Annotated in this window: 6 protein-coding genes and 1 pseudogene; 4 read left to right on the top strand and 3 right to left on the bottom strand. The window is 74.3% G+C overall.

The genetic code is table 11. The features are described 5' to 3' along the window. A pseudogene (locus V7793_RS31325) lies at positions 1-230 on the bottom strand (hypothetical protein); the annotation flags it as partial. Positions 231-470: 240 nt separating this feature from the next. Here V7793_RS31325 and V7793_RS31330 point away from each other — a divergent pair. Next, on the top strand, positions 471-1,706 hold the full coding sequence (locus V7793_RS31330) for a sensor histidine kinase (RefSeq protein ID WP_336012977.1): 1,236 nt from the start codon (positions 471-473) through the stop codon (positions 1,704-1,706). Between the two features lie 83 nt (positions 1,707-1,789). Further along, on the top strand, positions 1,790-2,284 hold the full coding sequence (locus V7793_RS31335; RefSeq protein WP_336012980.1) for a hypothetical protein: 495 nt from the start codon (positions 1,790-1,792) through the stop codon (positions 2,282-2,284). Positions 2,285-2,309: 25 nt separating this feature from the next. Here the strand turns inward: V7793_RS31335 and V7793_RS31340 are convergent, their stop codons facing one another. Next, positions 2,310-2,816 (bottom strand): GNAT family N-acetyltransferase, encoded by a 507-nt coding sequence (locus V7793_RS31340; RefSeq protein ID WP_336012982.1) that lies wholly within the window; start codon positions 2,814-2,816, stop codon positions 2,310-2,312. Positions 2,817-2,851: 35 nt separating this feature from the next. Here V7793_RS31340 and V7793_RS31345 point away from each other — a divergent pair, with 35 nt between their 5' ends. Then, a complete protein-coding gene (locus tag V7793_RS31345; protein WP_336012984.1) occupies positions 2,852-3,640 on the top strand; it encodes an exodeoxyribonuclease III in 789 nt (262 codons plus the stop codon). A 187-nt stretch (positions 3,641-3,827) separates the two neighbouring features. Here the strand turns inward: V7793_RS31345 and V7793_RS31350 are convergent, their stop codons facing one another. Continuing rightward, positions 3,828-4,580 (bottom strand): MerR family transcriptional regulator, encoded by a 753-nt coding sequence (locus tag V7793_RS31350; RefSeq protein WP_336012987.1) that lies wholly within the window; start codon positions 4,578-4,580, stop codon positions 3,828-3,830. Between the two features lie 190 nt (positions 4,581-4,770). Here V7793_RS31350 and V7793_RS31355 point away from each other — a divergent pair. After that, a partial coding sequence (locus V7793_RS31355) for a flavin-containing monooxygenase (RefSeq protein WP_336012986.1) occupies positions 4,771-6,249 on the top strand: 1,479 nt, incomplete at its 3' end.

The following is a 6,249-nucleotide window of genomic DNA, read 5'->3' on the forward strand; positions in this document are numbered from 1 at the left end:
ATCCCCGCCTGGGCGCTCTCGTCCCCCGCGGAGGTCACGTCTTCGAAGTCGGCGGCGGACTCCGTATCGGGGCCCGCGGCGCCTTCTGCGCCGTCCGCCCCCTCGGCACCCTCCGTGCCGTCCGCGCCTCCCGTGCCCCCGGGCACGGCCGCGGCGGCCACGCCGGGCACCGCCCCGGCGGCCGCCGCTCCGGCGAGGGCGCCGAGGAGCCTGCGACGGGCAATATGCATGAGTGACCTCCATCGCGACGAGCGTGACGCTGCAGCGACTGCAGCGACTGGACCGGACCACTGAGGCGCGGTGATCCTACGAGCAGATGACCGCCGCACGGCAAGGACGCGGTCGGCAAACCAGCCACGCCGGTTACATTTGGCACGAATGGCCCCATCGGAACGACCCGACCTGATAGGCCCACCCCGCCCGGGCCCCGCCACCAGCCGGTCCGACCCGCCGCCGAGGAGCCAGAAGCCATGGGACTGCGCACGAAGATCGGCGTGGCCATCACCGCCACCGCAGCCCTGGTCGCCGTCATCATGGGGCTCGTCGTGCACCACCGCACCGCCCGCAACCAGCTGGAGACCGCGCGCGAGGCCATCGAGGGCCGGCTCGTCACGGCCGTGGAGGACCACGCCGCGGGCGTCCACCGGCCGCGGACGCTCGTCAACCCCGAGCACATACCCGGGCCGCTGCGGAAGGCCGTCGAAGGGGGCGGGCGCGCCACCCATCTGGACCGCAGCGGCTCCGTACCGGTGCTGTGGGCCGCCGGCCGCCTCGGCCGCGACACCATCGTCGTCAAGCACCCCTACGCCCGGCAGACCCAGAACCTCCGCAGGCTCGACGAGGCCCTGTGGTGGGCGGGCGGCCTGGGCACCGCCTTCGCGGGCGTCGTCGGTGTGGGCCTCGCGACCGTCGCCGGCCGCCGCCTCAACGCCTCCGCCCGGACGGCCGAGCGCATCGCCGACGGCGACTTCAGCGCCCGCCTCAAGCCGCGCGGCGGGCAGGACGAGATTGCCCGCCTGATCGTCGCCGTCAACACGATGGCCGACGCGCTGGACGCCCGCCTGCAGGCCGAGCGCGAGGTCACCTCGAACATCGCCCACGAACTGCGCACCCCCGTCGCGGGCCTGGTCGCCGCGGCCGCGGTGCTGCCGCCCGGCCGGCCCGCCGAGATGGTGCGGGAGCGGGCGGAGCGGGTCCGGGCGCTGATGGAGGACGTCCTGGAGGTGGCCCGCCTGGACGGCTCGGCCGAGCGCGCCGAGACCGAGGTCCGGGCGCTGGGCGAGCTGACGCGGCGTGCGGTCCGCTCGGCCGTGGCGGACGGCAAGGAGGCGGCGGAGGTGCGGGTCGTGCGCGACTGCCTGGTCGAGACCGACGCCCGCCGCGTCGAGAGGATCCTGGCCAACCTCGTCACCAACGCCTTCCGGCACGGCGGCGGTCAGGTGACCGTGGAGGTCGACGGCGGCACCGTGCGGGTCCGCGACGGCGGCCCCGGCTTCCCGGCCGACCTGCTGACCTGCGGCCCGCAGCGCTTCCGTACGGGTTCGGGCTCCGGCCTGGGCCTGGGGCTGACGATCGCGGCGGGCCAGGCGCGGGTGCTGGGCGCGGGCCTGGCCTTCGCCAACCCCGGCGGCGGGGGCGCGCAGGCGACGCTGGACCTGACCGCGTCGGTGCGGAACGGGGCCCGGCCCACCGGCGAGCCGTCCTGAGGCCGGTTCTCCGGGGCCGGGCCTGCCGGGGCGCCGGCCGTCCTGAGGTGCGGGGCGGGCCGACTGCCCCAACAGTGGAAGCCATGAAGGAAGACAACGTCCTCTTCTTGAACGTCGCCTCGCCCGAGAAGGGCCACCGGGCGCTGGACGACCTCCGCGCGGGGCACGCCGCCGGCCGGTTCACCCTCCGCGAGGGCGCGGTGATCGCCCGCGCGGACGACGGCACCCTGGACTTCCCCGACGCCGTCGACAACTCCGGCACGGCCCGCGCCTTCGCCGTCGGCGGCCTGATCGGGGGCCTGCTGGGCATCCTCGGCGGCCCGCTCGGCGTCATGATCGGCTTCGGTGCGGGCGGCCTCATCGGCGGGGTGCGCGACGCGCGCGAGGCGACGGGCGCGAACGCCGCCCTGGAGATGCTGGCGGCGGAGGTCCCGCCGGGCAGCACGGTCCTGGTCGCCGAGATCGCCGAGGACGGGCCGGAGGAGGCCGACGAGGTCCTCGCCCACTACGGGGAGGCCACGCGCTACCGGACGGAGGACATCCGCCACGAGGTGGAGGCGGCCATCGCGCAGAAGTGAGGCGGGGGCGGGGCGGCGGCCGGGGTCAGCGGGGCGCGGGGACCAGCGGGACCAGCAGCTTCGTGAAACAGCGGCTGCTGTCGTAGGACCGGTACAGGCCGAACTTCTCCGCCGCCGGCACCGGCGCGTACCCGCACGACATGTACAGGGATATCGCCTCGGGCTGCTGGTCGCCGGTCTCCAGGACCATGCGCGTGCGGCCCGCCTCCCGGGCGCTGTCCTCCAGCTCCGCGAGGATCCGCCGCGCCAGGCCCCGCCCGCGCGCCTCCGGCACCACGTACATCCGTTTCAGCTCGGCGTCGCCGTCCGCGTAGCCCTCCTCGCCCGCCTCCCGGGCGCGCCAGCCGCCGGTGGCCACGGGCGCGCCGCCGGGTTCGTAGGCGATGAGATATAGGCCACGCGGCGGGGCGAACTGGGTCGGCTCCAGCGGGGTGAGATCGCCGTCTCCGTACCGTTCCACGTACTCCAGTTGCACCCGGTCCTGGAGCTTCACCGCGTCGGGATGGTCGTATGCGACCGGCAAGATCTGCATTCAAGGCATCGTACGGAAGTCGGTATCGTGCCGGAATGCTGACCGTTACGAGCGTAAATGTGAATGGGCTGCGCGCGGCCTCCAAGAAGGGCTTCGTGGAGTGGCTGGCGCAGACCGGGGCGGACGTGGTCTGCCTGCAGGAGGTCCGCGCGGAGCCGCACCAGCTGCCCGACGAGGTCCGTGAGCCCGAGGGCTGGTTCACGGTGCACGCCCCGGCGGCGGCCAAGGGCCGGGCCGGCGTCTCCCTGTACTCGCGGCGCGAGCCGGACGCCGTGCGCATCGGCTTCGGCTCGGCCGAGTTCGACGGCAGCGGGCGCTACGTGGAGGCCGACTTCCCGGGCGTGACGGTCGCAAGCCTCTACCTGCCCTCGGGCGAGGTCGGCACGGAGCGGCAGGACGAGAAGGAACGCTTCATGGCGGAGTTCCTGCCGTACCTGGTGGCCCTGAAGGCCCGCGCGGCGGCGGACGGCCGCGAGGTCCTGGTCTGCGGCGACTGGAACATCGCCCACACCGAGGCCGACCTGAAGAACTGGAAGGCCAACCGCAAGAGCGCGGGCTTCCTGCCCGAGGAGCGGGAGTGGCTGACCAAGGTCTTCGAGGAGTACACGGACGTGGTCCGCGCCCTCCACCCGGGCGTCGACGGCCCGTACTCGTGGTGGTCCTACCGCGGCCGCGCCTTCGACAACGACTCGGGCTGGCGCATCGACTACCTGGTCGCGACGCCGGGGCTGGCGGAGCGGGCGCTGAAGGCGACGGTGGAGCGGGCGGCCTCGCACGACCTGCGCTGGTCGGACCATGCGCCGGTGACCGGCGTCTTCGGCTGAGCCCCCGCGGGCACGGGCCCTCCGCGCTTTCGGCGCAATCACGCCGTTTGCACGGGCGGACCTTGGCTTCCCGCCCTCCGGGGCGGGCCGGGCTGCTTCAATTCTCTTCTGCACGAGCACAGTTGGCCCGACCGGCCGGCGTGCGGGTGTGGTCGCGGCATGGCGCGCCCGTGCGTCCTCGCCGCCGTCAGCCGGGTCTGGCGGGTCCCGGTTCGCCGGCGGCGCCGTGCGCACCGAGCCGGGTTTCCAGCTCGGTGCGCACGCGCCGGTCCACGGCCATGGCGAGCTCCGCGTCCACCACCGTCCTGGCGAGGTCGCGCAGCCGGCCCAGGGTCTCGGCGGCGTCGCCGCCCCCGTCCGGCGGCGGGCCGGTCAGCACGTGGTCGCGCAGGAGGCCGGTGAAGGTCTCGGCCAAGGCGTCCGCGTGGGCCCGCACCTCGCGGCCCGCGGTGAGCACCGCGGCCAGTGGGATGCCGTGCCGCACCAGGTCGGTCGAGGCATCGAGGAGGCGCCGGCTGACGTGGACGATCTCCTCGCCGTCGACGGCCAGGTAGCCGAGGTCGAGCGAGGCGGTCAGGTTCTCCGGGGTGACCTCGCCGGCGAAGCGGTCGGCCAGCTCCTCCGGGGTGAGGCGGACGGCCGCCTCCTCCGCCCACGGGACGCCGATGGCCGCCCCCGCCAGCCCCAGCAGCTCGCCCACGTCCCGCCCGCACTCGAAGGCGCTCAGCAGCTCGGCGATCCCGCCGAGGGTGTGCCCGCGCTCCAGGAGCGCGCCGATCGTGCGCAGCCGGGCCAGGTGGTGGTGGCCGTACCAGGCGATGCGGCCCTCGCGGCGCGGCGGCGGGAGCAGCTTGCGCTCGCGGTAGAAGCGCAGGGTGCGGACGGTGATGCCGGCCTCCTCGGCCAGCTCCGTCACGCGGTACTCGCGTTCGCCGCCCATGGGGTCCCCGGTCCTCGTCTGTCGGTCCCTCACCACGGTTCCTCGGTCGCTCGCCACGCGCGAAGCCTACGTGCGACCGACGGTAACTTCCTTTCCCTGTACCCCTATCGCTCCGCCGGTGCGCTGCCCTACGCTCCCCATCGTGCCAGTGATTGCTGGCGCAGTTGTGTCGGATCCGGGAGGCGGCGGCATGGCCGAGCATGAGCGTCAGCACGTACGGGTGGCGGTGATCGGGTCCGGCTTCGGCGGACTGGGGGCGGCCGTCCGGCTGCGGCGCGAGGGGATCACCGACTTCGTGGTCCTGGAGCGGGCGGACTCCGTGGGCGGCACCTGGCGGGACAACACCTATCCCGGCTGCGCCTGCGACGTGCCCTCGCACCTCTACTCCTTCTCCTTCGCCCCCAACCCCGCCTGGCCGCGCAGCTTCTCGGGCCAGCCCCACATCCGCGCGTACATGGAGCACGTCACCGACACCTTCGGGCTGCGGCCGCACCTGCGCTTCAACTCCGAGGTGCGGCAGCTGCGCTGGGACGAGGAGCGGCTGCACTGGGAGGTCACCACCTCGGCCGGCGACTACACCGCCGACGTCGTCGTCTCCGCCACCGGCCCCCTCGCCGACCCGCGGGTGCCGGACGTGCCCGGCCTGGACTCCTTCCCCGGCCGGGTCTTCCACTCCGCCCGCTGGGACCACGACTACGACCTGCGCGGCAAGCGTGTCGCGGTGATCGGCACCGGCGCCTCCGCGATCCAGATCGTGCCGGGCATCCAGCCGGAGGCGGGCCGCCTGACCCTCTTCCAGCGCACCCCGCCGTGGGTGCTGCCCCGCTTCGACCGGCCCGTCTCCGCCGCCGAGCGCTGGCTGCACACCCGGCTGCCCGCGACGGCCGCGCTGCGCCGCGGCGTCCTCTGGGGCATCCGGGAGCTGCAGGTCAGCAACTTCACCCGGCACCCGGACCGGATGCGGGTGGTCGAGAAGCTGGCCCTGTCCCATATGCACAAGGCGATCAAGGACCCGGTCCTGCGCGCCCGCCTCACCCCCGGCTACCGCCTGGGCTGCAAGCGCATCCTGCTCTCCAGCGACTACTACCCGGCGCTCGCCCGGCCCAACGTGGACCTGGTGGCCTCGGAGCTGGCCGAGGTGCGGGGATCGACGCTCGTGGCCGCCGACGGCACGGAGGCCGAGGCCGACGCCATCGTCTTCGGGACGGGCTTCCGGGTCACCGACATGCCGATCGCCCAGCGGGTGACCGGTGCCGGCGGCCGGACGCTCGCCGAGGCGTGGAAGGGCGGCATGGCGGCCCTGCGCGGCACCAGCGCCGCCGGCTTCCCCAACTTCCTCACCGTCATCGGGCCCAACACGGCGCTGGGGAACAGTTCGATGATCCTCATCATCGAATCCCAGCTGAACTATCTGGCCGACTTCATGCGGCAGCTGGACACCCTCGGCGGCAAGGCGGCGCTCGACGCCCGCCCCTCCGCGGTGAACGCCTGGAACCGGCACGTCCAGCGCCGGATGGAGCGCACGGTCTGGAACACCGGCTGCCGGAGCTGGTACCTGGACGCCAACGGCCGCAACACCACCGTCTGGCCCGGCACCACCGCCGAGTTCCGCAGGGTCACCCGCCAGGTGAACCTCGCCGAGTACCAGGTGCTGCGGCCGCCGCGCGCC

This window comes from Streptomyces sp. KLMMK (assembly GCF_036961605.1).
GTDB lineage: Bacteria > Actinomycetota > Actinomycetes > Streptomycetales > Streptomycetaceae > Streptomyces > Streptomyces telluris.

Coding starts and splice junctions, on each gene's coding strand:
- V7793_RS31330 (WP_336012977.1), top strand. CDS start 471: ATGGGACTGCGCACGAAGATCGGCGTGGCCATCACCGCCACCGCAGCC.
- V7793_RS31335 (WP_336012980.1), top strand. CDS start 1,790: ATGAAGGAAGACAACGTCCTCTTCTTGAACGTCGCCTCGCCCGAGAAG.
- V7793_RS31340 (WP_336012982.1), bottom strand. CDS start 2,816: ATGCAGATCTTGCCGGTCGCATACGACCATCCCGACGCGGTGAAGCTC.
- V7793_RS31345 (WP_336012984.1), top strand. CDS start 2,852: ATGCTGACCGTTACGAGCGTAAATGTGAATGGGCTGCGCGCGGCCTCC.
- V7793_RS31350 (WP_336012987.1), bottom strand. CDS start 4,580: ATGGGCGGCGAACGCGAGTACCGCGTGACGGAGCTGGCCGAGGAGGCC.